31 protein-coding genes are annotated in these 25,709 nt (G+C 35.0%); 25 read left to right on the plus strand and 6 right to left on the minus strand.

The window, feature by feature from the left end:
* The 18 genes from N0O92_RS18525 to N0O92_RS18610 all read left to right on the plus strand — a co-directional run bounded on the left by N0O92_RS18525 (position 1) and on the right by N0O92_RS18610 (position 9,516).
* Entirely contained in the window at positions 1-189 is a 189-nt protein-coding gene (locus N0O92_RS18525) for a hypothetical protein (protein ID WP_315616150.1), read from the plus strand.
* Between the two features lie 390 nt (positions 190-579).
* Positions 580-963, plus strand: coding sequence for a DUF302 domain-containing protein (locus tag N0O92_RS18530; protein WP_315616151.1), 384 nt, complete (start codon positions 580-582; stop codon positions 961-963).
* Positions 964-1,122: 159 nt separating this feature from the next.
* On the plus strand, positions 1,123-1,512 hold the full coding sequence (locus tag N0O92_RS18535; protein WP_315616152.1) for a rhodanese-like domain-containing protein: 390 nt from the start codon (positions 1,123-1,125) through the stop codon (positions 1,510-1,512).
* A gap of 16 nt (positions 1,513-1,528) precedes the next feature.
* Positions 1,529-1,918 carry a rhodanese-like domain-containing protein gene (locus tag N0O92_RS18540; protein WP_315616153.1) on the plus strand — a complete coding sequence of 130 codons (390 nt, stop codon included), beginning with the start codon at positions 1,529-1,531 and terminating at the stop codon, positions 1,916-1,918.
* Positions 1,905-2,165, plus strand: coding sequence for a metal-sensitive transcriptional regulator (locus tag N0O92_RS18545; RefSeq protein ID WP_315616154.1), 261 nt, complete (start codon positions 1,905-1,907; stop codon positions 2,163-2,165). The genes N0O92_RS18540 and N0O92_RS18545 overlap by 14 nt, the downstream gene beginning before the upstream one ends.
* Positions 2,166-2,326: 161 nt before the next feature.
* A complete protein-coding gene (locus tag N0O92_RS18550; RefSeq protein ID WP_315616155.1) occupies positions 2,327-2,554 on the plus strand; it encodes a sulfurtransferase TusA family protein in 228 nt (75 codons plus the stop codon).
* A 70-nt stretch (positions 2,555-2,624) separates the two neighbouring features.
* Entirely contained in the window at positions 2,625-3,104 is a 480-nt protein-coding gene (locus tag N0O92_RS18555; RefSeq protein ID WP_315616156.1) for a DsrE/DsrF/DrsH-like family protein, read from the plus strand.
* Between the two features lie 26 nt (positions 3,105-3,130).
* Positions 3,131-3,493 (plus strand): rhodanese-like domain-containing protein, encoded by a 363-nt coding sequence (locus N0O92_RS18560; RefSeq protein ID WP_315616157.1) that lies wholly within the window; start codon positions 3,131-3,133, stop codon positions 3,491-3,493.
* A gap of 19 nt (positions 3,494-3,512) precedes the next feature.
* Complete coding sequence (locus tag N0O92_RS18565; RefSeq protein WP_004427588.1) at positions 3,513-3,797, plus strand: rhodanese-like domain-containing protein; 285 nt, start codon at positions 3,513-3,515, stop codon at positions 3,795-3,797.
* Positions 3,798-3,852: 55 nt separating this feature from the next.
* Complete coding sequence (locus N0O92_RS18570) at positions 3,853-4,428, plus strand: sulfurtransferase TusA family protein (RefSeq protein ID WP_315616158.1); 576 nt, start codon at positions 3,853-3,855, stop codon at positions 4,426-4,428.
* Positions 4,429-4,440: 12 nt separating this feature from the next.
* Complete coding sequence (locus tag N0O92_RS18575; RefSeq protein ID WP_035661034.1) at positions 4,441-4,674, plus strand: glutaredoxin family protein; 234 nt, start codon at positions 4,441-4,443, stop codon at positions 4,672-4,674.
* Positions 4,675-4,691: 17 nt separating this feature from the next.
* Positions 4,692-5,087 (plus strand): DsrE/DsrF/DrsH-like family protein, encoded by a 396-nt coding sequence (locus N0O92_RS18580; protein ID WP_315616159.1) that lies wholly within the window; start codon positions 4,692-4,694, stop codon positions 5,085-5,087.
* Positions 5,088-5,131: 44 nt separating this feature from the next.
* Positions 5,132-6,259, plus strand: coding sequence for an MBL fold metallo-hydrolase (locus N0O92_RS18585; RefSeq protein ID WP_315616160.1), 1,128 nt, complete (start codon positions 5,132-5,134; stop codon positions 6,257-6,259).
* A 43-nt stretch (positions 6,260-6,302) separates the two neighbouring features.
* Positions 6,303-6,530, plus strand: a complete 228-nt coding sequence (locus N0O92_RS18590; protein ID WP_315616161.1) for a sulfurtransferase TusA family protein — start codon at positions 6,303-6,305, stop codon at positions 6,528-6,530.
* Between the two features lie 54 nt (positions 6,531-6,584).
* Entirely contained in the window at positions 6,585-7,361 is a 777-nt protein-coding gene (locus N0O92_RS18595) for a sulfite exporter TauE/SafE family protein (protein WP_315616162.1), read from the plus strand.
* Between the two features lie 198 nt (positions 7,362-7,559).
* Positions 7,560-7,712, plus strand: a complete 153-nt coding sequence (locus N0O92_RS18600; RefSeq protein WP_315616178.1) for a hypothetical protein — start codon at positions 7,560-7,562, stop codon at positions 7,710-7,712.
* 76 nt (positions 7,713-7,788) lie between these two features.
* The gene (locus N0O92_RS18605) at positions 7,789-8,388 is read left to right on the plus strand and encodes a class I SAM-dependent methyltransferase (protein ID WP_315616163.1); all 600 of its coding nucleotides are present in this window, start codon (positions 7,789-7,791) and stop codon (positions 8,386-8,388) included.
* Between the two features lie 213 nt (positions 8,389-8,601).
* Entirely contained in the window at positions 8,602-9,516 is a 915-nt protein-coding gene (locus N0O92_RS18610) for a cupin domain-containing protein (protein ID WP_315616164.1), read from the plus strand.
* Positions 9,517-9,609: 93 nt separating this feature from the next.
* Here the strand turns inward: N0O92_RS18610 and N0O92_RS18615 are convergent, their stop codons facing one another.
* Positions 9,610-9,780: a hypothetical protein gene (locus tag N0O92_RS18615; protein ID WP_315616165.1), complete on the minus strand. Its 171-nt coding sequence runs from the start codon at positions 9,778-9,780 to the stop codon at positions 9,610-9,612.
* Positions 9,781-10,002: 222 nt separating this feature from the next.
* Between N0O92_RS18615 and cdr the strand changes: the two genes are divergently transcribed.
* Positions 10,003-11,955: a CoA-disulfide reductase gene (gene cdr, locus N0O92_RS18620; protein WP_315616179.1), complete on the plus strand. Its 1,953-nt coding sequence runs from the start codon at positions 10,003-10,005 to the stop codon at positions 11,953-11,955.
* 496 nt (positions 11,956-12,451) lie between these two features.
* Here cdr and N0O92_RS18625 read toward each other — a convergent pair whose 3' ends face one another.
* Together N0O92_RS18625 and N0O92_RS18630 are read right to left on the minus strand one after the other, a co-directional pair.
* Positions 12,452-13,618 carry a type I restriction enzyme HsdR N-terminal domain-containing protein gene (locus N0O92_RS18625; protein WP_250096217.1) on the minus strand — a complete coding sequence of 389 codons (1,167 nt, stop codon included), beginning with the start codon at positions 13,616-13,618 and terminating at the stop codon, positions 12,452-12,454.
* A 1-nt stretch (position 13,619) separates the two neighbouring features.
* Complete coding sequence (locus N0O92_RS18630; protein ID WP_250096218.1) at positions 13,620-13,958, minus strand: hypothetical protein; 339 nt, start codon at positions 13,956-13,958, stop codon at positions 13,620-13,622.
* A 148-nt stretch (positions 13,959-14,106) separates the two neighbouring features.
* On the opposite strand from N0O92_RS18630, the gene N0O92_RS18635 reads away from it, so the two are divergent.
* Together N0O92_RS18635 and N0O92_RS18640 are read left to right on the plus strand one after the other, a co-directional pair.
* Positions 14,107-14,766 (plus strand): SOS response-associated peptidase, encoded by a 660-nt coding sequence (locus N0O92_RS18635; RefSeq protein ID WP_250096219.1) that lies wholly within the window; start codon positions 14,107-14,109, stop codon positions 14,764-14,766.
* Positions 14,767-14,831: 65 nt separating this feature from the next.
* Entirely contained in the window at positions 14,832-17,696 is a 2,865-nt protein-coding gene (locus N0O92_RS18640; protein WP_315616166.1) for a DUF4116 domain-containing protein, read from the plus strand.
* 287 nt (positions 17,697-17,983) lie between these two features.
* Here N0O92_RS18640 and N0O92_RS18645 read toward each other — a convergent pair whose 3' ends face one another.
* Both N0O92_RS18645 and N0O92_RS18650 read right to left on the minus strand, forming a co-directional pair.
* Complete coding sequence (locus tag N0O92_RS18645) at positions 17,984-18,397, minus strand: ester cyclase (protein ID WP_315616167.1); 414 nt, start codon at positions 18,395-18,397, stop codon at positions 17,984-17,986.
* 18 nt (positions 18,398-18,415) lie between these two features.
* Positions 18,416-19,195, minus strand: a complete 780-nt coding sequence (locus tag N0O92_RS18650; protein ID WP_315616168.1) for an MBL fold metallo-hydrolase — start codon at positions 19,193-19,195, stop codon at positions 18,416-18,418.
* A 131-nt stretch (positions 19,196-19,326) separates the two neighbouring features.
* Here N0O92_RS18650 and N0O92_RS18655 point away from each other — a divergent pair, with 131 nt between their 5' ends.
* Entirely contained in the window at positions 19,327-19,737 is a 411-nt protein-coding gene (locus tag N0O92_RS18655; RefSeq protein ID WP_315616169.1) for an Lrp/AsnC family transcriptional regulator, read from the plus strand.
* A 244-nt stretch (positions 19,738-19,981) separates the two neighbouring features.
* On the opposite strand, the gene N0O92_RS18660 is transcribed toward N0O92_RS18655, so the two are convergent.
* Positions 19,982-21,355, minus strand: coding sequence for an aminotransferase-like domain-containing protein (locus N0O92_RS18660; protein ID WP_315616170.1), 1,374 nt, complete (start codon positions 21,353-21,355; stop codon positions 19,982-19,984).
* A gap of 149 nt (positions 21,356-21,504) precedes the next feature.
* On the opposite strand from N0O92_RS18660, the gene N0O92_RS18665 reads away from it, so the two are divergent.
* From N0O92_RS18665 to N0O92_RS18675, 3 genes are all read left to right on the plus strand, one after another.
* Entirely contained in the window at positions 21,505-22,413 is a 909-nt protein-coding gene (locus N0O92_RS18665) for a DMT family transporter (protein ID WP_315616171.1), read from the plus strand.
* A gap of 951 nt (positions 22,414-23,364) precedes the next feature.
* Positions 23,365-24,957, plus strand: a complete 1,593-nt coding sequence (locus N0O92_RS18670; protein ID WP_250096247.1) for a hypothetical protein — start codon at positions 23,365-23,367, stop codon at positions 24,955-24,957.
* A 79-nt stretch (positions 24,958-25,036) separates the two neighbouring features.
* A complete protein-coding gene (locus N0O92_RS18675; RefSeq protein ID WP_315616172.1) occupies positions 25,037-25,624 on the plus strand; it encodes a hypothetical protein in 588 nt (195 codons plus the stop codon).
* The last annotated feature ends 85 nt before the right edge of the window (positions 25,625-25,709 follow it).

A 25,709-nucleotide genomic window follows, 5' to 3' on the forward strand; every position in this document is an offset into this window, starting at 1 on the left:
ATGCAAAATTTAGAGTTACGTAAACGAAATGAAGAATTTAAAAGAAAGATAAAAGATTATGATTCAACTTTCTTTGATGAATTAAAGAAGGGGCAAGCTCCACAATTTTTTGTGCTGTTCTGTAGCGATTCACGAGTAAGCCCTTCTGTGGTCACACAAATGCCTTTAGGGCATATGTGTGACCATTGAAATATTGCTAACCAAGTTCTATTAAGGATGAGTTTTTCAGTGGGGGAGTCAAAGCAGCTTGGTCGGGCAATAATGAAGAAGAGCTCCAAGGTTGGATTAGCAAGGTTAGAAAAAGTTTACCGGATTATAACTTGTTAAAAGATGTTTCGATGAATGAGTTAACTAGAGAAAATGTATTATCACAAGTTAAACTACAACAGCATCCAATCTATAAAAAATATGGCAAGGTGTACAAATGATTGGTTGCTTGTTTCATGTAGAGTCCGGAGAGCTTGAAAGGGTTTATCCTTTATAAAGATATATATAAATGAGTTTAATGTTTGACAACAAGACCGACATACATCGCTGTATACCCTGCGCGGTATGAAAAGACGAAAAAGGAGAGATATCATGTTTGATTACACAATTGAAACATCGAACACGATGGAAGAAACAATTGAAAAGTTGAAAGCAACTCTTATGGAAGAAAAGTTTGGTGTCTTATGGGAGTTTGACATTCAAGCAAAGCTCCAAGAGAATGGGGTAGAATTCAATGAACCGTATAAAGTTTTGGAAGTGTGTAATCCTCATGAAGCAAAAAGAGTATTAGACAAAAATAAAATGGTTGGTTACTTTCTCCCTTGTAAAATAGTTGTTTATACAAACCAAGGAAAAACAAAAATTGGAATGCCGAAGCCATCTGCTTTAATTCAAAATGTAAATGATGAGCAATTGAATGAGATTGCCTTAGACATTGAAAAAAGATTGATGTCCGCTATAGATAAAAGTATTTAAGGGAAACAGCCAATTTAAGTCTCTTGTGAAAGGTCATGACTTTTCATTAAGAGACTTCTTTATTGCTTGCTAAAAAATAATTATAATTTAAAAATTACGCTTGACTATATACCTAGTAGGGTATATTATATGAGTATAAACAACGAGGAGGGCAGATCATTGATAAAAAAATATTGGCATATCATAATCCCTATAACCATATTAATTGGCTTTTTTGGATATAAATTATCGCTTAATGCAGGGATAGATGAAATGACCACGGAACAATTAGCCATTTTAATGAATGAGCAACATGAAGATGTTTTCTTTGTAGACGTTCGTGAGTCTCATGAATTTAAGGAAGGATATATAGATGGTATGATGAATATTCCTTTAAGTACACTAGATGATCAAACCGAACTTATTCCTAAAGATCAAACAATCGTCATCATCTGCCGCAGTGGGAACAGAAGTCTTCAAGCTGCAAATGCATTAAAGGATCTTGGGTATCAAGATTTAGTCAGTGTAAAAGGCGGAATGCTTAAGTGGGAAGGCGAGGTTACAAAATAACTTCATAGGTGCTTATATGACGACATTCTTAATCGTATTAACAATTATCTTTACTCGCTCCTTATATAAAAGATATGTACCAGTTCTTGGTTTAAGCTGTGTTGAACTGGAGAAAATAAATGATCAATATCATACTATTGTTCTTGATGTAAGGGATTCTTCTATTGTTTATAAATCTCGGGTAGCAGGAGCTGTTAATATTCCATTAGCCTATTTAAAAAGGAACTACGATCTTTTTGAGGGGAACAGCATTTATATCATAGGTTCAGAGATGATTGATGTAAATGTAAGTGCCAGGTTCTTGAAGAATAAGGGTGCAAGAGTTAAAGGGTATTATCTGTATAATAATAAACAACCAACTAGGTTTAACTGTAGAAAAAGGAGGGAAATCCATGGAGTACAATGACAAAATGAAAAACAGAGTAAAACGTGTAGAAGGACAAGTCAGAGCGATTCTTAGAATGATGGAAGAGGGGAAGGACTGTAAGGATCTTGTCGTTCAGATGTCAGCCGCAAGAAATGCGTTGGACCGAACGATTGGTTTAGTCGTAAGCACTAACTTAGAGCAGTGTGTTCGCGAGCAAATTGAAAAAGGTGAAGAAACAGAAGCGTTTATTCAAGAAGCTGTGAACTTATTAGTGAAAAGCCGATAATAAAAAAAGATGATTGACAGGGGTGAGTGAGATCAATTACAATACCCCTATAGGTTTAACTGAGTCTTGAGAAACGAATTGAAATGTTGTTGACAAATTTTTTTATTCTTTTATAATACCTATAGAGGTATATGTATAAAACAAAAAGGGAGGCTATCTAAATGAAGGCAGATAAAGTTCTTGATGCAAAAGGACTAGCTTGTCCGATGCCTATTGTTAAAACGAAGAAGGCAATAAGTGAGATGGAATCAGGTCAGGTTTTAGAGATTCATGCGACTGATAAAGGGGCCAAAAATGACTTCTTGGCTTGGGCTAAATCCGGTGGGCATGAATTACTTTCAGACACTGAAGAAGATCATGTTTTGAAGTTTTGGATTAAAAAAGGCTAGACTACCTATTTTTTTGAATAGTCTTATACCTATACAGGTATATGTTAAAAACACAAAAGGAGTGAACAACATGACAGACAAAAAGAAAACAACAATTATTTTATTTAGTGGTGACTATGATAAAGCAATGGCAGCTTTTATTATCGCAAACGGTGCTGCAGCCTATGATCATGAAGTAACAATTTTCTCAACATTTTGGGGGCTAAACGCTTTTAGAAAAGATGAACACGTACCAGTGAAAAAAGGATTTTTAGAAAAAATGTTTGCGAAAATGATGCCACGAGGCGCTGATAGCATGGGTCTTTCTAATATGAATTTTGCCGGAATGGGACCAAAAATGATTAAGCATGTTATGAAAAAACACAATGCAATGCCATTACCTGATTTAGTCGAAATGGCACAAGAACAAGGCGTAAAGTTAGTTGCTTGTACAATGACAATGGATCTATTAGGACTACAAAAAGAAGAGTTGATTGATGGTTTAGAATATGCTGGTGTAGCCGCATATTTAGCTGATGCAGAAGAAGGAAATGTGAATTTATTTATTTAATAAGTTTTACCCAAGGGGGTACAATAATGGACGTAATCATTAATGTAATAGTTGTTGGCTTAGTAGCATTCTTTTTAGTTAATAAGTTCATGCCTGTTAAAGGTGTAAAACAAATTTCAACGAGTGACCTTAAAAAAGAGTTAAAGAGAAAAGATGTTCAATTTATTGATGTAAGAACACCAGGTGAGTTTTCTAGAAACAAAATTAACACGTTTAAAAATATCCCACTTCATGAGCTTTCTCAAAAAGCAAGCCAGTTATCAAAAGAGAAAGATGTTGTAGTCATTTGTCAGAGTGGAATGCGCAGCAATAAGGCAACAAAACTTTTGAGAAAAATGGGTTTTCAAAAAATTACAAATGTAAAAGGCGGTATGAGCGCTTGGAACTAACGTTAGGAGGAGATCAGTTATGAAAGAAATCACACCAAAAGAAGTAGAACGTCTCGTTAACCCCAATATTATTGATGTTCGTGAAACGGATGAGGTAGCAGCAGGACATATTCCTGGAAGTGTAAACATCCCGCTTGGATTACTAGAATTTCGTCTACATGAACTAGACAAAACGAAAGAATATATTATTGTTTGTCGCTCTGGTGCTAGAAGTGGAAGAGCCACTGAGTTTCTGTCCAGTCACGGGTTTCATGCTACCAATATGGTTGGAGGTATGATGAACTGGGAAGGGAACGTTCAGTAAATTTTTTTGAAGTTTATTATACCTATATAGGTATTTATTCTAAGGAGGACTATTTATGGAAAATATTAAATTTGATCAACTAGTAGATGCAAAAGGATTAGCATGTCCAATGCCAATCGTTCGTACAAAAAAAGCGATGAATGAACTCGAACCAGGAAAAGTATTAGAAATTCAAGCAACAGATAAAGGATCAACTGCTGATATTAAGGCGTGGGCACAGAGCACTGGACATCAATATTTAGGAACGCTTGAAGAGGATGAAGTGTTAAAACATTATCTGCGTAAGGCGACTGGGGAAGAAAAAGAAGAGAAGAAACACCCACATGTTGTAAACAACGAGGAACTTCAAGCGAAATTAGCTAACAATGAAGGTATTCTAGTGTTAGATGTACGCGAATCAGCTGAATATGCCTTCAATCATATTCCTGGTGCAAAATCCATTCCGCTTGGTGAACTTGAGAATCGTTTAAATGAACTAAGCGAGGATGCAGATATTTTTGTTGTGTGTCGTACTGGAAGCCGTAGTGATTTAGCCGCACAAAAGTTAACAGAAGCTGGATTTAAAACTGTTATTAATGTCGTACCTGGCATGAGCGAATGGGGTAACCCAACAGATAGTCTTAATAAATAGGAGGGGTCAATCATGAATCAGATTACTGTTTATACTTCTAATCACTGTCGTTATTGTGTGATGTTAAAAAACTTTTTATCAGATCAAAACATTTCCTATCAAGAAGTGAATGTAGAAACAAATCCTGCCATTATGCAGCAACTTGTAGAAAAAACAGGTCAATTAGGGGTTCCACAAACGGAAGTGAACGGCCAGTGGGTTGTTGGTTATGATCCAAATAGCATTATGTCAGCATTGAGAAAATAATAGGAGGTTGAGAGAAGATGAGTAGAAAATTAGCGATTATAGCAAGCAATGGTGGGTTATTTGATGCCTACAAAGTATTCAATGTAGCAACAGCTGCAGCTGCAACAGACCAAGAGGTAGCTATATTCTTTACCTTTGAAGGTCTAAACCTAATTCATAAAGAAGCATACGGTCAATTACCAATGCCAGGGGGGAAAGAGCATTACCAAAAGGGTTTTGAGAAAGCAAATGTTCCAGCGATCCCTGAACTCGTGGCAATGGCACAAGAAATGGGTGTTAAATTGATTGGTTGTCAAATGACAATGGATGTTATGGAACTAGAAAAAGGTGCATTTGTTGATGGAATTGAAGTGGGTGGAGCCGTTACATTCTTAGAATTCGCCAAGGATGCGGATGTAACATTAACGTTTTAATTAAAATTTTTTTAAACTTAAACATACTATAGGGGGTATATTAAATGTCAGTAAAAGCGATGAATTCAAAAGAAGTAGCAAGAAAAGTAATTGAAAAGAAAGAGCTATTTATTCTAGACGTTCGTAATGAAGGGGATTTCGCTGATTGGAAAATTGAAGGAGAGAACTTTGATTACTTTAATATTCCTTATTTTGAACTATTAGATGGCGTAGAAGAAATCATGGATAAAATTCCAGCAGATAAAGAAGTATTAGTTGTTTGTGCGAAAGAAGGTTCTTCCATGATGGTAGCAGAGATGTTGTCTGATGAAGGACTAGATGTTTCTTATCTTGAAGGCGGAATGAAGACTTGGAGTGAATATTTAGAGCCAGTTAAAGTAGGGGATCTAAAAAACGGTGGTGAGCTATATCAATTTGTACGTCTAGGGAAAGGCTGTCTATCTTATATGGTTGTTTCCAATGGAGAAGCAGCCATAATCGATGCGACACGTATGGCAGATGTGTATGTGAACTTTGCTAAAGAAATCAATGCAAAAATCACACACGTATTTGATACTCATCTACATGCTGACCACATCTCAGGTGGAAGAAAAATTGCAGAAGCAACTGGTGCAACGTACTGGTTACCTCCAAAAGACGCAGGTGAAGTAGTGTTTGAATATGCAGCACTTGAAGGCGGAAATGACGTACAAATCGGGAATTCAACGATCAACATTCATGCTCTATACTCACCTGGCCATACAATTGGTTCGACTTCATTTGTTATCGATGAGAAATATCTATTATCCGGAGATATTCTTTTCATTGATTCCATTGGAAGACCTGACCTAGCGGGACTCGCTGAAGATTGGGTAGGAGATTTACGTGAGTCACTTTATAAGCGTTATAGAGAACTATCAGAAGAGTTAATTGTTTTACCGGCTCACTTTATGATCATCGAAGAGTTAAATGAAGATGGAACTGTGGCTCGGAAATTAGGGACACTGTTCGCCGAAAATCATGGACTAAATATTGAAGATGAAAATGAGTTTAGATCAATGGTGACAGAGAACCTACCACCACAACCAAACTCGTATCAAGAAATTCGTGAAACAAATATGGGGAAAATCACTCCAGATGAAGAAAAACAACGTGAAATGGAAATTGGTCCAAACCGTTGTGCAGTAAGATAACAAACGATAAAAAAATAGAAATTAATAACTGGAGGCTTTATAAATGAATTCAGATAAAGTATTAGACGCAAAAGGATTAGCATGTCCAATGCCAATTGTAAGAACAAAGAAAGCTATGACAGAACTTGAATCAGGGCAAGTGCTAGAAATTCACGCAACAGATAAAGGAGCAAAAAATGACCTAGCAGCATGGGCGAAATCTGGTGGTCATGAGTTAGTATCAGATACGGAAGAAGATGGCGTATTAAAATTCTGGATCAAAAAAGGCTAATAGTTATGGGAACCGGTTTGGTTCCCTCTTTTCCTTTAAAAGGAGGTAGTTTTAATGGATTTTGCTTTTATTATTACAATCTTTCTGATTGGTTTCATAGGGTCTTATATCTCAGGAATGTTAGGAATTGGCGGATCAATTATTAAATATCCCATGCTGTTATATATTCCGCCATTGTTTGGTTTAGCTGCTTTTAGTGCGCATGAGGTTTCGGGTATTAGTGCCATTCAAGTGTTCTTTGCAACCATTGGTGGAGTGTGGGCTTATCGTAAAGGTGGATACTTAAATAAGACGTTAATTATTTATATGGGATCAGCTATTTTAATTGGTAGTTTTGTTGGTGGTTATGGATCAAAACTGATGTCAGAAGGCGGAATTAATCTTATTTACGGTATTTTAGCATTAATTGCCGCAATCATGATGTTTATCCCTAAAAAGGGAATTGATCATGTTCCATTGGATCAAGTGACATTTAATAAATGGTTAGCAGCAAACTTTGCATTAATTGTCGGGATTGGAGCAGGAATTGTTGGTGCAGCTGGGGCATTCTTGTTAGTACCGATCATGCTTGTTGTATTAAAGATTCCAACCCGTATGACTATAGCTTCCTCTTTAGCTATTACCTTTATCTCATCCATTGGAGCAACGGTCGGGAAGATTACAACTGGACAAATTGATTATTTTCCAGCTTTTATTATGATTGTGGCAAGTCTTATTGCCTCTCCACTAGGTGCAATGGCAGGAAAGAAGATGAATACAAAGATTCTACAAGTAATATTAGCTGTATTGATTGCTGCAACAGCAGTGAAGATTTGGATAGACATCTTATAAAAACAGCGCCATTGTAAATCATAAGATTAAACTATAACGTTTTAAATACTAAGGAGGGTATATAAGATGGTTAAAATAACACCCAAAGCAGTTGAAAAAATTTTAAATGAAGTTCAAGATACAATTAAACAAGGGGCTGAACCCTGCATCCGTTTAACGATGGGAATTGGTTGAGGAGGTCCACAACTTCGTCTGGTTCTGGAAGAATCAGCATTAGAAAATGATGAAATTATTGAGCAGGATGGTATCCAGTTTTTAATCTCTGAGAAAGATAAGGTTTATTTCAATGATGTGAAAATAGATTATACGAAAAATGTATTAGGTACAGGTCAATTTGTCGTGATTAGATAATCGTTGATTCGCCCTATATGTCTATTCTGACTATAGGGTTTTACTATTTGTAAAATACATTTTAGGAGAATAGAAAATGAACCCATGGAACACGCGTTTTCAAGAAGAGAGCTACGTATATGGAACAGAACCAAACGTGTTTTTAGCGGAAATGCAGAGAAAATTTCCATTATCAGGTGACGCTCTTGCTATTGCAGAAGGAGAAGGACGCAATGCCGTTTTCTTAGCTGAACAAGGAATGAACGTGTCAGCTTGGGATTACGCTGAATCAGGCTTATTAAAAATGAATAAGTTGGCAAATAGCAGAGGTGTAAGGGTTGATACAAAACTGGTTGATTTAAATGAAGCTGTTTGGAAACAAAACAAATGGGATGAGATCGTCTGTATTTTTGGTCACTTTCCAGAAGTGTTACGCAAGAAAACACTACAAGGAGTAAAAGAGTCAGTTAAACCAGGTGGTTATTTTATTACGGAAGTCTATTCGCATTATCAAATACCATACAATAGTGGTGGACCTCAAAACTTAGAGCTTTTATACAAACCCGAAGAATTTCTAAATGTCTTTTCTGATTGGCGTATTGTTCACTTTTTTATGGGAGAGGTTGTCCGACATGAGGGAGACTTACATAATGGCTTGTCTCATGTTATTCAATTTGTCGGGCAAAAAACAGAGTGAATTCAAAAGCCAATAATGATTTTTTCTTTAGTAGTTACACGAAAGAATAGATTAGGTGTAGATCCTATTCTATTCTTTTTTTGATGCAATAAATACTAAAAAGTTTTTAAACTAATCAAATGCCCTTTTTTAATTAAGTATATTCATTAGAAGTCCATTCTCTAGGCATAGGCATATGATAAATTTGATAAACCTTTGAAGGGAATGAACGTAATGTATTATTCTAACACGACTCCAAATCCTTATTACGCTAATGCTAACGCACCCATTTATAATCCAAACTTTATGACAAGGAGTCATCATGGGCAGGATGATCAAGTTTTTGAAGCAATACTAAGAGGGATCAAGAGAGAGGCCGCGCTTATTAAGTTTTATAGACAGTTAGCCAATGCTGCACCGTCTAAAAAGCATAAAAATGACATTCTTCAGGCTTTAGAAGGGAACAAAGCCCAATTAACACATTTCACCAATCTTTATACCAATCTTACTGGTATCCAACCTATGTACCAGATCGATCACGTTCCTTTTCATAGTTATAGAGATGGTTTACAAAAGGCTTATGAGCTGGAATTAGAGGGGTATGAAGATTATCAAAAGAGTGCCCAGCTCATGGGGCATCCACAAATTCAAAATGTGTTTAGATGGGCTCTAATTGGTGAACAAGAGAACGCTACACGATTTGGTTCATTAGATGCAGAACTTACAAGTGAAATAATAGATTATGGGGCAGAACCGTTTGTAGTAGATATTGAAGAAGTGACTAATCAAAATAACAATTTCCGTACCGCTTTATGGACAGGAGATCATTTGCAAGTCACTTTGATGAGTATTGATGTTGGAGAGGATATTGGTTTAGAAATTCATCCAACTCTTGATCAATTCTTACGTATTGAACAAGGGCAAGGAATTGTTCAAATGGGTGATAGCAAAAATCGATTAGACTTTGAAGAAATAGTATATGATGATTATGCAATTGTGATACCTGCTGGTAAGTGGCACAATTTGACCAATACTGGTAATCAACCACTTAAGCTGTACTCTATCTATGCTCCACCTCAGCATCCATATGGAACCATTCATGAAACCAAAGCTATTGCCATTGCTGCTGAAGAAGAACATGGGCATTGATATACATTAATAAAGAAAGATAAGAGCTTGAAAAAACGACCAGATGTTCGATTAGGTTGTTTTTCAAGCTCTTTTATATTCAATATTATAGTGTTAGTTTCGAATTGTCTCTACAAAAGTTTCTAAAGCTGGATGATATTCTTTTTCGTAATGACCTTCGGGGCAATGTTTAACAATTCGTCCTATTAAAGCTTCAGACTTATCGTGTTTTAGTGTTTGTTTACAAGTCGGACATGTATCTTTAAAGAGACTAATAATAGTCATTTGCAAATACCTCCAATTCCTATTAGTTTAGTGTGATTATACTTTATTTTTATCTTTTTATCTAGATCTTTTTCCTTCGTAGGTTGGCTTTATAAAATTAAAATAAAAAAGGCTAAACTATGATTTAAATCACATCAATTAAGAGAGTAACCTAGTAATATACTATATAGGGTATATACCCTGTGAGGTAATCTTTTAACTGACTAGGGGGAAAAAATAATGATGAGCAAAAAAATAGTTATTGTCGGTGGAGTTGCAGGCGGTGCAACAGCAGCAGCTCGCTTAAGAAGAATAGATGAAACATCCAAGATTGTCCTATTTGAAAAAGGAGAATATATCTCGTTCGCTAACTGTGGTTTGCCTTATTACATTGGCGAGACGATTAAAGATCGCCAAAAACTATTAGTGCAAACAGTAGAAGGAATGTCCAAAAAATTCAATTTAGACATCCGTAACCTTAGTGAGGTTATTGGAATTAATCGTGAAGGTAAAACGGTACATGTCCAAGACCTTAAAACTGGGAATACGTATGAGGAATCTTATGATGAACTGGTGCTTTCACCAGGGGCACGTCCAATCGTTCCACCAATTCCGGGATTGAATGAAGCAAAGGCTATTTTTACTTTGAGAAACATACCAGATACAGACAAAATTAAATCGTATGTCGATAACGAAAAACCAAAGCGTGCGGTTGTAGTTGGTGGTGGATTTATCGGTTTAGAAATGGCAGAGAACCTTTATGAACGGGGGATAGATGTCACCGTTATTGAAATGGCTAACCAAGTGATGGCCCCGCTAGATTATGAAATGGCATCCATCATTCATACGCATCTTGAAGAAAAGGGAGTCAATCTTGTTTTAAGCGATGGGGTCGAGTCTTTTGAAAGCGAAGGAAAGATTGTTGTTACAAATAACGGTAAGCGAATGGAGACAGACCTCATTATCTTATCGATTGGCGTTCGTCCAGAGAATGAACTTGCTGTTAACGCTGGCCTTCATGTAGGCGAACGTGGAGGAATACAAGTTAATGATTATTTACAAACAAACGACCCAAATATTTATGCGATTGGTGATGCTATTGAAGTAAAGGATTATATTAACGGGAAGCCGACGATGATTCCACTCGCATGGCCAGCGAACAGACAAGGCAGACTTGTGGCGGATAATATTTACGGAAAGAAAGCTAAGTATAACGGTACACTTGGAACATCTATTGCTAAAGTTATAGACTATACTGTGGCGACTACTGGAAATAATGAAAAAACGTTAAAGCGTTTAGGGATACCGTACGAAGTTATCCATCTTCATCCTGGCTCGCATGCCGGCTATTACCCAGGAGCAGCACCGATTGCATTAAAACTAGTGTTTGATAAAGAAACAGGCAAAATCTATGGAGCGCAAGCGGTTGGAAAGGATGGAGTCGATAAAAGAATTGATGTGATTGCAACAGCAATTAAAGGTGGATTGTCTGTCATAGACCTTGCTGACTTAGAACTAGCTTATGCACCTCCATATTCTTCAGCAAAGGATCCTGTCAATATGCTAGGTTATGCAGCAACCAACATTGTGGAAGGTGTACTTGAAACCGTTCAGTGGCACGAAATTGATGAAATCGTGGCAGAGGGAGCTATGTTAGTCGATGTACGTACACCTATCGAGTTAGAAATGGGCTTTATTGAAGGGGCCATTAATATTCCTGTTGATGATATCAGGGAGCGGTTAACAGAACTTCCGAAAGATGAAACGATTTATGTTAATTGCCAAGTAGGCTTACGAGGTTATTTAGCTTCACGTATTCTTCAGGAAAATGGGTTTAAAGTGAAAAATTTAGATGGTGGCTGGAAAACTTACTCTTCAGTGTATGGCAATAGAAAGAGAGATTGTGACATGAAAATGGACGACTCTGGCGTGGCAGAGGGTAATTGTCTAGAGTTTAGAGCAGATGTGAAAATAGATGCTAGCGGCCTTCAGTGCCCAGGACCTATTATGAGTGTAGCGAAAGCAGTAAAAGAAATGGGGAAAGGACAAATTTTAGAAGTAACAGCGACTGATTCACAATTTGTCAGGGATTTACCTTCATGGTGCGAGCACAATGGCCATACTTTACTAGAGGAAAAGAAAGATGGAAAACTGATCAGAGCTTATGTTCAGAAAAATGAATGTCTGAAAATTTAACCCTAAAGGATAATTCAATGTCACTTTTGTATTGCTTTTGAACAGGAAATTAAAAAATGGCACCTTTTTCGGCACCATTTATGATTTTCTTTCGGTGTTCTCCCTTAGTATAATAAGGGAGAACACCGAAGCCCTTGATATGTAAGATTGGCGGGACTGTGTAGGAATCGAACCTACCGGAGACGGCACGCGCCTCCCAAGCGGTTTTGAAGACCGTGCTATCGGTTCTGAAAATTCTGTAAACTCGAAAACCCTTGCTATATAAGGGATAATCCCCTTTTAATTTAAATTTTAGTAACTAGAAATCCATCGTAACTACACGGTCTGTGGCCAGTATGTGTCACGGTCTTCATTATAGCATATAACAATATATTTATTTGCAAAAAATCATACTTAACTTCATCTCAAGTTTATATTGTTACAAACAGCACCAATCAAAAGGACATTTTGTAATAACAAAGATTGAATTGCGTCACGCAAGGATACCCTATTAGAGTTATTTCATAGTTAAACGCTTCTTTTTTACTTTCTTTTTCTGGATTAATTTCTCTCTTACACTAGCATATAATAAAAGCCTTTCTATGAATTGTGATCCAGTTGAAGAAGTAAAAGATTCTCCTTCTGGTAAGGACCCAAGGTATATTTGGCCATTGCAGATTAATTCGGGAGCATAATGTTGAACCTTATCTATTACTTCTTTATTTGTATAACCATTCCGTCTTCCGTTGTGAAAAATATTATATATTTTTTGATCTTTGTTGTACCTAAAAAATTTATCAATGTTTAACTGAAGAATGTGTGTAGAAACACCGGATTGATCTACTGCCACACATAGATAGCTATTTCCAGTCCGGTTACCATATACTGGATCATTTTTGAATATAGGTGTTCCAAATATTCCTATTCTGTAGATTGAATGATTACCATTTATATCCTCAACAATAAAACTTCTGTAATAGCCAGGGAAGTTACCACCACTTGCATTTCCAAATGAAAAGGTCCCGTAAGAGAGGTCTTCCTTAATTGAGGTACTATATTTAGAGCTTGATAATATTTCGCCACATAGAATATAGTTTTGTAACTCAGAAATAAATCCGTGCATTTCCTCGGGTGTCCCTTCACCTATATACCCCACATCCAATAAATGATTCACATAACGCTCGTATGTAGTTAGATCATATGGGAGGCGCTTTAATTCACGAAACTTTGTATATTCAACCTTCCCTTTTAAAAGCTCTGAATATGTATGAATATCATCAGTAAGAAGGACTAGGTTCTCTCCGTCTACTTCATATAAATCAATATATTTTCCATTAGATACTCCAACGTATTTAGCTTTGAGAATATTATTATAAGATTTTACTTGTTCTATAGTGTGTTCAGTTAATTCAATGTGTTTAGCCTTTAACTCTAAAACTAAAAGTGCTTGTTCATTGTCGTGCCGGTCTATATTCCAAACAACTATATCTGCTCTTTTTTTAGAAGTCGGATCAATATGATTAAGAGGATATTCAGTACTAATTGCAGAGGGAGGTATCTCCATTTCGTTTATTAAATAATTAATGAGATGCTGCCTTACTTCTTCTTCCGGAGTATATTGTAGAAATATCTGTCGGCATGGATCGTACAACAATTTCTTTCTTTTACTTTTATAAGTATTCATATTAATTACTTCCCTTGTAGAATTTTATTGGATATCTGTCTACTCTTCCAACATCAATTTTTTCAATGAAACCTTTTGGAAGAGACCAGAGTTCCGTAGTTAAAGTAGATTGAGGTTGTCTTGATACGTCAAAGAATATGATTTTATCTTTGAAGTCAAGATTATATAGAGCTAAAAAAGTAGTAAGCATAGGTTCTTCAGATTGATCGGTACTCTCATTAAGTATTGCATAAATCTCGTATGGGTTCGTTAGAAGGAGGTCTTTTAATTCTTCTACTGAATTAGGTTGTTCCATAAGATAATAGTTTTTATTGTTATGTGTGAATTGTTTAGGATACATTATTTCACCTTTTTCATTTTGTTGTTAGATAATGGTAATATAATAACATAGAATTAAAGAATATTTATAGCTTAGGAATACACTGAATAAATACCGTGGTAAATATGTTATCTACTTGGTTAATAATAGTTGTTGGAGGTGATAAATTATGTGCGGGAGGTTTTCTTTGACAGCAACTAAAGAAGAAATTGAAGAGCAACTGCTCGTAGAACTATTTGAATATCATCCAAGATTCAATATAGCTCCTAGTCAGCCTGTCTTAAGTGTTATTTCGGATGGAGAAAAAAGAAGAGCTGGTTATTTAAGGTGGGGACTTGTACCTGTTTGGGCAAAGGACCCCAAAATTGGGTATAAGATGATTAATGCTCGTGGTGAAACGGTTGATGAAAAACCAGCTTTTAAACGATTACTTATTCGCCGCCGTTGTTTAATTGTGGCTGATGGTTTCTATGAATGGAAGCGAACGGAAGAAAATAAGAAGCCTTATAGAATTACAGTTAATGAGGGCATCTTAACATTTGCAGGCTTGTGGGATAGATGGAAATCTAATGACAAGGAAATTGTTTCTTGTACAATCCTTACAACTAAACCTAACGAGTTTATGAAGGGAATCCATGATAGGATGCCAGTTATCTTGGGTGGAGAAGATAGAAATGTTTGGTTGGATCCGGGTGTGAAGGATAAACAGATATTAAAGAACCTTATAAAGCCATACCCAACTCAAGGCATGAATGCATACGAGGTTTCGACTTTGGTTAATAGTCCAAAGAATGAGACGCAAGAGTGCATAAGATCTTTAGTAGAGTAAATAATCTTGTAACTTTTTTGTTTATCATGTTACAGGTTAAGGATTCTATAGTGGAGGCGGATAACATGGATAAGCCATTTGAGATTAGTACCATAAATGATCAAGAGATAATATCAGCCATACAAGAAAATGGTTGGTACATTGAAAAGGTAGAAAAAACGGCTGAAAGATGCCTTGAAGCTGTAAAGCAAGATGGTTGTACATTAAGATTAATCCCAAAAAGGTTACATACTTTAGCTTTGTGTCTTGAGGCGGTTAAACAAAATGCATCAGCTATAAAATATGTGTCAAGAAAAATAATGACAGATGATATTTGTATAGAAGCTGTCAGAAATAGGGGAACAATAATAGCCAATTCCAGGTATATTCCTGATTTGTTCCGAACAAAAAAACTTTATCTTGAGGCAATAAAGCAAAACGGCAAAGCCCTTGAATATGTGCCTGATAAGTATAAGTCGGAAAGATTTTGTAGATTAGCTATTATGCAAAATGGTTTAGCACTCGAATTTGTTCCGAAGAATATTCTGTCAAAAGAATTATTCTTGCTAGCAGTTGAGCAAGACGGATTGGCCTTGGAATATGTCCCATATAAAAACAGAAGCAAAGAAATATGTAATGCTGCTCTTAATAATGATGTATTAGCATTAGAGTATGTACCTAACAGATATAAAAAGACGGAGTTGTGCAAAGAGGCAATCAACTCAAGTTGGGAAGCTTTTCTTTTTGTGCCTGAGAGTATGTATACTTTTAATAATTGCCTTGAGTTATTTGAAAGGGTATTAAGGGAATGTGGCGATCCTTCTGTGATGTCGTATAGTGACCGCTCTTGTGTTAGAGAGATAGCAAAACGCTTGCCAGATACTATAAACAACGATATTCAAATTATCAAACTGGCAAGACAATTACGGATAAGGGAATTTAAGAGAAAATACTTCGATAGTGAAACACATAGATTTATAACAATAGAAAGAATAAGTTATAGAGAAGAGGATGAAGTAAGAGAATTTGATTTATTTGTTGACTTTTATAAATATATAGATGGGGATTTGAGAAATGCAAATCTGCATGATTATGATTTTAAAGAGGAGAGTCTGGCCAATTTTAATATTGAAGGTGCCTATATTAGTAGCGCTGTATTAATCGAACAGCACTTATATAACGATTCTTTTTACGATAAGAACATCAAAGATTTCGAACGCAACACGGAACTTATGATTTCTAAAGAAAATGAGGTAGTAGAATCTATCTCTGTTCTTCATGATATCGGTTTGGTTTCAAATGATTCACTAAATGACAATTCTCACAAGATATATTATATCAGCGATATCCATCTAAATCATAAGCTTCTAAAAGCATTCCCAATAAGTGCAACTGAATTGGAAGTTAAGATGTATATCAGACATTTAGTAAAAAAAATGGTCGATACTGCTACAGATCATTCTTATGAGGACTACTTATTATTAGCTGGCGATATATCTTTTAACTTTGAAATATCAACATTGTTTTATACAGAATTAGTCAAGTATCTGAAGTCAAAACGTTGGAATCCTCTTCAAATAGTAGTAGTGCTTGGGAATCACGAATTATGGGATTTCAATCGACACGGGAGCACACATGCCAAATTGCTTACATTGGATGAAATTATTCAGCAATACCGGGATTTGTTTTCAAGTCTAGGCATATGCTTTTTGCAAAATGATTTGTTGCTTTCAAACGGAGAGATTATTTCAGAAGAGCAATTGGAATCCATTGACCAGGAAGAGTTAAAGCAAATGTGCTTGAAAAGTGCTTTTGTAATACTGGGAGGATTAGGGTTTACCGGATTAAATTCACAATTTAACGCCACGCAAGGAATTTATCGGCAAACCATTATGTCTTTAGATGAGGACATTAAACAGACAAACCAATTTAATTTCATTTACAATAAAGTTAAAAGTGTTTTAAGCAACGATAAAGCTATTGTTTTAACTCATACACCTAAAGTAGACTGGTCGAATGAAGACTACAATCGGAACTGGATATATGTGAATGGACATACTCATCGAAATGATTACTGTTGTGATGAGGAGAAAACTTTTTATTCGGACAATCAAATTGGTTATTATTCTAAAAACATAGGTTTAAAGCATTTTAAATTATCGAGAGTTTATGATATTTTTAAGTACTATTCTAACGGAATTTATTCTATTTCAAGAGAGCAATATTTGGACTTTAACCGGGGTCTCGGGATTAATGTGATTTTTAATAGAACAGGAACTATACTTATGCTTAAAAACAATAATGTATATTGTTTTATACTTGAAGACCAGGATAAAGGGAAAATATATTTGTTAAATGGTGGGAGAATTAATAACTTAGAACATAACGACATCAATTATTATTTTGAGAAAATGGCGTATTATTCAGATGCTATCAGAGGGTTATTTAGCGATTACAATCAAGCATTAAAATCTATAGCTGATAGTATTAAAAAAATTGGTGGTAGTGGGACAATTCACGGCTGTATCGTTGATATAGATTTCTTTAATCACATTTATGTGAATCCGGAAGACGGAAGCGTAACCCCGTATTTTGCCTTGTCGATTGTGGATAAGTATATCTATCCAAATGTCAAATCGCTTTTGTTAGCTCAAAGAAAAGATTTATATGATAATTATATGAAACTTTTAAAAGGAGAGAGCGAGGGCGACAAGCTGTTGAAAGGTCAAATTAAAGCAGGAAGCATTGAAATATCAAGATTTATATCGGATACTTATATGTATAGACCATCAAGAATAATGAAGTCATTACAGTACCTGACAGAAGTTAATGTTATAAGGATTTGGAACGATCGTATTTTCGAAACTCAATTTCAAAGCCAGAAAAAGGAAAACGACTTGTGTGCTAATAATGACGATACTTTGTTGCTGTCCGCTAAACGACAGGAGTAACAATTAACGCCTGTCAAAGACAGTAAGTGTAAGCGCAGAAGTGTTGATAGATCCTTGGTTGGACAAGGACTATCATTTTTGTTTGGATCTTTTGCTGAGCAGTACACCGATACATATTGAAAAATTAAAGAGACGATTACGATTATAAGTGAGCGTCTCTCTGCTGCGCAGTAGACGGAAACTGTGCAGTAAAGATCTATATTTTCAGGCTACTTTGTGAAAGGATTTGCTATTAAAAGGCTATGTGAAAAAGACCCTTAATGGGTCTTAAAGTGGTCTCATTAAAATTAAGAATTAACTCCAAGTTGCCGTAGAATGTCATGTACATCAACGTGTGATCTTTTTTCAATAATTTTGCCGTCTGCTATTCGTAATAGCATCATAAGAGAGAATTTAACGTTTTTTTCCGTTGCAGGAACTCCAAGGAACGGTATATCTGTGTGTGTACCTTCAAATATTAAATATACAGCTACTTGATTATCTTCAGCCATTATCGCTTTGATTGGCATTTTGAAGTTTGGAAATGCATCAAAGTTTTTCTTTTCAGATTCTACAAGACCTTCTATCCCAGGGAAAGGTTTATCAAGTTGCGGGTAAAACACAAAGTCTTTATGGCAGAAACCTTGAAGTGCTTCATAGTTCTCCTGTTCAATCGTTTCATAAAAACGACGAACTAAATCTTTGTTAGCTTCAACTGACATCGTATGTCTCCTTTGGTTTTAAAATGTGTAACTTTCTCCGTCATTTGGCACTAAAATATTAGAGGAGATCCCTTTTTCGTTAGCAAAGCTTTTTAATTTTTCTCTTGATAAAGTCCAATGATTCACAGCTTCCATGTGGACAGAGATAATTTTTGCCTTAGGAGCAGCCTTATAAACTTCATAGACATCATCTTTCCCCATTACTAAAGAACCACCTACTAAGAATTGATTATCTCCAGCATTTACGACAATAACTTCAGGTTTATGTGTGTTAATTACTTCTTGAACTGCATCATACCAAACCGTATCTCCAGCAACATATAATGTTTTCTCCGCTGAGTGTTTAAAAACAACCCCACATACGAGACCAGCTGCTTTTAAGATTTCGCCTCTTCCGTGTTCGCCTTTTGTTTTCCTCAATTTGATATTTTCAAAAACAGCATCCTCTTGTAAAACTTCGACATTCTGGAAACCAGCGTTGCGTATTTCTGTTGCATCTTCTTCATTTTGGGAAAATAGTTTAATGTCCTTTGGCAACGCTTCTATTGCAGCAGGATCCCAGTGATCAGGATGCAGATGAGTGACGATGACAGCATCAATATCTTGAATGATAGATTCTATGGATGTTGGTAAACTTACCAAAGGATTGCTCTGATCTTGTCTTGGTGCTTCAGGTAATCCTACCGCAGGTCCAAAGGCAGGCAAAGTTCCTTTTTGTGCTAACATTGGATCGATTAAGAACTTTTTCCCTGCGTATTCAACGACGATTGTTGCATTTCTAATTAGTTGTATTTTCATCTATGAAAACTCCTTCTCTTTATAAATTCCTTTTAACAATGTATATTCTATATGATGACTCATTGACGAATACATAGATTAAATAAAGTCTTTTGGACGTTTGACTTTATTTATGAAAGGAGTTAAAGGAAATGTTAGATAGGACGGATCTTCTTATCTTAGATGAACTTTCGAAGAACAGTCGGATAACAATGAAGGAATTAGGCGAAAAAATCCACTTGACTGGACCAGCTACATCAGCAAGAGTGGCTAAATTAGAGGATAGTGGGGTAATTGAGGGGTATACCATTAAAATTAACCAAATAAAAATGGGGTATTCTGTGCATGCTATCATTCACATTTATCTTAAAGACACCAATCATCACCCTTATTTATCATTCATAAAAAAACAAGGTCAATATGTCATAAACAACTACAAGGTTAGTGGAGAAAGTTGTTATCTTCTCGAATGTAAATTTCCAACAAATGAAATTCTAGATCAATTTTTGACTGAAATGAGCCAATATGTGAGTTATAAATTATCAATTGTTATTAATAAATAGTACATCAAACAAAGGGTGTTTTTTGCAAAAATGTACCTAGCCACTGGGATACTTCATTTAAAGAAGAACAACTAACAATACAAAGTCATTGCTGCGAAGTACAACGATACTGCGTAATAACTCCTTTAACGAATACCAATTTCGGAACTTTTTAGGCTGAGTAGAGTTAAACTTAAAATTGTCGATTCCTCCTCTATATTAAGGAATCGACTTTAATTTAAGAAACAGAGAAGTCTTATTGACTTTAGTGATAGGATTTAAATGAGAGTGGATTATATTTCTTTTTTTCACACAGGTCAATTATAGTTGCTGCAAATTGTTGAATACCGAGATTGATCTTTTGTTCATTTACTTGTGAAATGCTTAGTCGAATTGCTTTCTTTTTGTTTTCGGCTAAGTACATTCTTGAAGCATTGTCTACATATATATGTTTTTCATGTAGCAGGTAAATCAATTTGTCAATATCTATTTGGGAAGGCAAAAAGATCGTGAGATAAAAACCACTTTTTGGTTTTGTAAATTGTACATAGTTAGGTAAATACAATGAACAGGCTTCTAATAATGTATTCATTTTTTTAATGTACAATTTTTTTACGCTTTCTAAATGATATTGGAACATACCGTTTTTTAAATAGATTTCTAATGCCCCTTGTGAAAGTGGTGATGTATTGAAATCAGTACTAAATTTATTATGAATGAATGAGGGAATCATTTTTTCAGGGAGTACAACTGTAGCAATACGTAGTCCGGGCAAAAATACTTTTGAAAAACTCTTAACATAAATGACTCTTCCGTTGGGTTCGTACGCAAACAAAGGGTCTGCTTTTGAATCCGTATCTAATTCTGCTAAGTAATCATCCTCTACAATGTACACATCGTATTTTTCTGCAAGAGCAACGATTTTTTTCTTTTCCTCATTTGTGTAATGATGTCCCAGTGGGTTGTGGCATCTTGGTATGATGTAAAAGAATTTAATATCATTGGTTCGAAACAAATTCTCAAGTCTTTCAAAATCAATCCCTTCCATTGTTAATTCGATTCCTAACGTTGTAATCTGATTTAATTGTAAGGAATCTATCATACCAAAGTATGTAGGTAGCTCAATTAATACATTCTTTTTCCCATTAGGAAACGGCATGACGGACAGAATATGAAGCGCTTGTTGTGATCCAGAAGTAATGACAAGTCGATTAGGTTTCGTGAACACCTGTAAATGTTTTAAATACTCCGCAAGCTCCTTCCTTAAAAAAAGAAGTCCCTGTTGCTCACTATAAGTAAATAATTCTTCTTTATAATGGTCAATCGCCTGATTGATACAATGCTGAAAGTCTTCATAAGGCATGATACGTTTATCTGGGCCAGCAGATAAAAAATCAATATCAATTTCATGGGGAATAGATGCTTGATAATAATCAACTACGTAATAGCCACTTTTGGGTTTAGCATAGACAATATGCTGTTTTTCCAATTCGAGTAATGCCTTAACCACCGTATTTTTACTACATTGAAATTGTTCAGCTAGTAGCCGAATCGATGGTAGTTTATCTCCTGTCTGTAATTTCTCATCCTCAATTTGTTGTTTCACCCATTCTGAAATGCCACTATATTTCGTAGTCATATATATTCTCCTTAGTGATCTGTCCCATGACAGATGGGGAATTCTCTTATTTTAATAAGAGTTGATATTCATTACAATCATATTTAATTAGCTTAATCCTTTAACTAAAATTATGGAGTATTTTTTTATGACTGTGAAGGGGGATTTAAATGGAGAATAGTATTAAAAGAGGAATGATATTAGGATTTATTGGAATCGTATGTTTCAGTCTTACATTACCGGCTACAAGCATTGCCGTACCTTATTTTGGTGAGGTGATTGTTGGATTAGGTAGAACCGTTATTGCAGCTATTATCGTAGGGACTATTTTTATTATAAAAAAGCAATCGTTACCGAATAAAAGACAATTCAAAAGTTTACTTATTGTCGCTGTTGGAGCTGTACTTGCCTTTCCGTTATTAACTACATTTGCAATGAAATCACTGCCTGTATCACATGGTGCAATTGAATTGGCTTTATTACCGCTTGCGACAGCGGGCTTTGCTATGTGGCGTGGGGGTGAGCGACCTTCAAAACGCTATTGGATCGCTTGTACAATTGGTGCGATAACCATCATTATATATGCTATATATTTAGGATTAGGGCAATTGCAAATAGGCGATATTGCATTAATTGTAGCTGTAATTGTACTTGGTTTAAGTTATGCGGAGGGTGGGAAATTATCAAAAGAACTTGGTAGTTGGCAAGTTATTGCTTGGGCTATATTAATTGGTGCCCCGTTTTTTATTATTCCTGTCGCTTGTAGCATATCAGTTGATATGCTACAAGCGCCTATCGAAGCTTGGATCAGTTTGTTTTATTTAGGTGTTGTAAGCCAGTTTTTAGCATATGTTGCATGGTATGGTGGGATGTCTATAGGAGGCGTTGCAAAAGTAGGGCAGATTCAATACTTACAACCCTTTTTAATGATAGGATTTTCTGTAGTATTCTTAGGAGAATCGATTACTTGGCTAACGATTGTTTTAGCTACTATAGTTGTTATATGCGTAATTATCGGGAAGAATGCACCCGTGATAAAGAAGGAGTTACATTTTGAAGATAATGTCTCTTCATCATAGAATTAATGATTTTTATTATCTAACTTATACAAAGTGATACTGATCTTTAATCTTCCACAATCAAAGAGCTAATGTTGAATAAACAATTAGAAAATAATAGATATATTTATTGCGTAGTTCAACGATACTATGCAATAGAAAATGATACCCGCTCCTGTTTCCGACCAGAGGCGGATTCTTCATTTTTATATTTTATTTTAAAAGGAGAGAGTGCAGAATCGCTTCAGCTTAATTTTAATAATAAGACATACAATCCCCAAGTGCAAAAAATGAAAAGGACAATTAAATAAATGGGACTGATGAGGGGAATTGCCGGGACAATTAATTAATTCACCTACATTTACAGAACATGATCTCAAAGAACTAACATTGGTGGAATAAAGGCAATTACATAAATAAGAATAGAAGATGAACAGAACAGAGAAGCGGGTATATTAGGTTGATTAACAATTGAATTTCTCTAAGTGTCAAGTTTTAGAAAACTTAGATACCTTCATCAGACTGTTATCTCTTGGGTTTCAATTAGGTGTAGTCAAATGATACAAAATAGATTTATTGATATAAGGGACTTAATAGTATCTAATATACAACATCTCATTAATAGAGGGAGAATTAAATTGCGATAAGGATATGCTAGAATTTAGAGTAACAAACAAAATTTATACAATATACTTAAACTATTTCATGATAGGATAATAATAAAATGACTCTTGATGAGATATCTGTGAGATTACTAAATAAGCAGCTCTACTTTATATAGAGCAATCAAACATTAAAAAATTACGAGTAAGAAATCCAGGAGACCTGATAACAGGAAGAGCAATTAGAAAATCTAGTACTCCACAAGAATAACAGTAATATAAAAATAATTTTCAATTGAGAAAAACACATGGTTAACGGGAGAAAACTATTGGATAATTAGTGGTAAGGGAATTTTTCGGGGGAATATAAATGATACAGATAAAGAATCCGCATAGTCGATTTAGATTAAGTATGAAAGAAAAGTTCGAAAAGAAATTAACTGAATTTACTGTACCCTATATTAAGAAGATTCCTTTGGATGAGAATTGGAAGGTGAATTCAAAATATATTCCTAAAGTACTAGAATCAGCAAGAATTAATGTAGAAGGTTGGGAAAGAGAACATATTAGTACATCTAAAATCCCTCAAGACATCGACTTAGATTTGCTTTCTGTTTATGTAGCTGAATACATACCCATTGAGGACGTGGATAAGCTAAACAAAGGACTAAAAAAACTGGTGAAAAACTATCCATTTCGTTTTCAACATGGACAAGCTGAGCGAGTAGATGAATTTTGCAATCAGGTTAAAAAGAGCATTCATGGAGGACGTTGGAATAACTTTGGTTTTATAGATCTTTCTGTGGAGAAAAATGTTTCTGAAGTTGTAAAAAACATACACATTTATGCAACACACTTGTCGTCCTCCTCAATTATTTTGCAATTTATTATAACTCCTTCCGATGAGTATATTAGACAGTATAAAAAGCTAATTGTAAGTGATATAAAAGAGGGTCATTCATTTGACCTTAGGTTTAAGAATCTTTTAAAGTTTTGGGGAGGGAAAAGCTTATCATATGAAATTGTAAAGAATCAGAAGTTAGAAGATTTGATAATAGAACTAAAATGGAGGACAATGAAAGAAATCAGTAAATACTTCCCCTTATATTTCACAAATAAGAAACTGATTCCTCCTAGTGTCGAAGTCTACAAGGTAAATCAAAATTCTTGTACTTTTAAGCATGCTGAAAATGAGAAAAGAAGTTCGTTCTGGGATTCAATCGGAATGGATAGTACTTTTAGTGATATATCTAAGGATGGGTACTGGCAACTATTTTCCGAAGGAAGAAGACCCCACTTAATTGATAGTTCATTAAAGGTTATTTGTAATTCAACAATTAGACGGGAACCAATGTATCATTCACTTGATTTTCAAATTGTTTATATGCTAGAAGAATTTGCAAATTTACTTCTACCGATTATGGTGATGAGAGAGTATGCGGTAGATACCAGTGAGAAGGTTGCTATTCAACAAAATAAAACTTTTTCATCTATTAAAAAGGCCAAGCCTAATTATCATAAATTGATAAATATAAGGTATGAATTAGAACGAAACTTGCAAATCCTCAAGAGATTTAGAAATGAAATTGGTGATAAGTACTTCAATAGAGTGAAATCTAAAATAAATACAATCTCTGAATTTGAACCATCAAGACCTAGGTATATCAGTATGAGTGCTACTGAAATGGTTGTGGATAACACTAAGTATATTGTTGATAAAACATATGAACATTCTCAACACTTTGCAAAAATTATAGACGACACCGTTCAATTGCTTGAAATTAAAACAAACAACTCTCTAAGAAGAAGGTCTTTTGCACTTTCAATTATTACAGTTGTATTATCAATTGCAGCAACTATCTTTGCAGGCCTGTCAATGTTCTATCAGCTAAGTGATGAAAAGCAGAGTAAGTTAATTAATCTTTTTAGTCCAATTATAAACATATTGAAATTCTTCTTTTGAAAAGAATATAATATATTCGGATTCATTTGACTATTATAAATTTTAGTAACTAAATAAAAAATCAGGCGGTTGATTGAATATGACAAAGAAAATGGACCCTTTAGAAAAGGCGATAGCTCAAATCGATTGGGGCAAAGAAAATCTGGATAAACAAGAATGGTTAAGAGGGAATTACGAACTTGGTTGGATAGACACTGATAATGATGTCCATGTGTATGTATATGAACATATTTATCGACCGGCAATAAGAATCTATCTTGATCAAGAAGGAAATATGTTACAAGGTTACTTAGACTGTTCAGATTATGAAGAAGAAATCAGGTTACATGAGGACTTAGATTTAGGTGATTTTGAGTTACTAGATGATGAAGATTGGCCAGAGGACGAAGAAGATTTTATATTTATAGAAGAGGAGAATCCTGAAGAAAAACTAGCTTGGGCTTTGTGGTTAATTAATAAACAGGCTAAAGCATATAGAGATGAAGTGAAATTTAACTCCCCTAGATTACCTAGAGAAGCTATAAACTACTACAATATTATGAAAGAGAACTATTATACTTTGAAACATATTACTTTAAAAAGGCTTCATAAAAAGAATAAATTAACCTATAAAGGTATACATAAGTGTATTTTGCAAGACAAAAGTGCAGAAAAATGCAAGAAATAGTGCAGAGTTTTGCCACCCAATAATTTAATTATCTTGCCTTTGATAAAGCGTTCGAAAGCCTGTAGCTTCCGCCACTATATGTTAA

Origin of the sequence: Alkalihalobacillus sp. MEB130 (genome assembly GCF_032335535.1) — a bacterium.
Taxonomy (GTDB): domain Bacteria; phylum Bacillota; class Bacilli; order Bacillales; family Bacillaceae_D; genus Halalkalibacter.